Annotated in this window: 1 protein-coding gene; it reads left to right on the top strand. The window is 32.0% G+C overall.

Annotation, left to right across the window (positions count from 1 at the left end; all coding sequences use genetic code 11):
* Window positions 1-92 precede the first annotated feature (92 nt).
* The coding region (galT, locus tag LGK95_RS22200; RefSeq protein ID WP_226127106.1) for a galactose-1-phosphate uridylyltransferase at window positions 93-697 on the top strand (605 nt) is incomplete at its 3' end.

Here is a 697-nt window from a genome sequence, read left to right as displayed (position 1 = left end):
TATAATGATTTATTTGAATTGGTGTACTTGTAAAAGTACTTATTAATTTATAAAAATAGAAAAGGTTTTCTAAAGAAAGGTTGATGATTTAAATGGCAGAATTAAGATGGAATCCTATGTTAAAAGATTGGGTTATGGTTGCATCAAATAGACAGGACAGACCACAAATGCCAAAAGACTGGTGTCCATTTTGTCCAGGCTCTGGTAAAGTACCTGATACATACGATGTTCAAGAATATGATAACGATTTCCCTGCATTATCCAAAGAACCATCGATACCGGATAGTGTCGGTTCAGAATTTTATAGGACTAAAGAAGCTTATGGAAAATGTGAGGTTATCCTTTATTCGCCAGAACATACTAAAACCTTGAGCGAGCTTCCACTACCACATGTAAGAAAGCTTGTAGACTTATGGTGCGAAAGGTTTATAGAACTAAGTAAAGATAGTAAAGTGAAATATATTTTTGAATTTGAGAATCGAGGAGCCGAAGTAGGGGTAACAATGCCTCATCCTCATGGTCAGATATATGCATATTCAGAAATGCCATTAAAAATAAAAACAGAACTAGATTCATGTAGAGAATATTACGAAGAAAATAATGAATGCTTAATATGTAAAATGAACAAGGAAGAAATAGAATTTAAAAAAAGAATAGTTATGGAAAATGAAGATTTTTTAGCATATTTACCATTTTT

This window comes from Clostridium algoriphilum (assembly GCF_020443705.1).
Lineage (GTDB): Bacteria > Bacillota > Clostridia > Clostridiales > Clostridiaceae > Clostridium_AD > Clostridium_AD algoriphilum.
The sequence above is the reverse complement of the archived record's forward strand: the minus strand, read 5'-3'. Positions and strand labels throughout refer to the sequence as shown.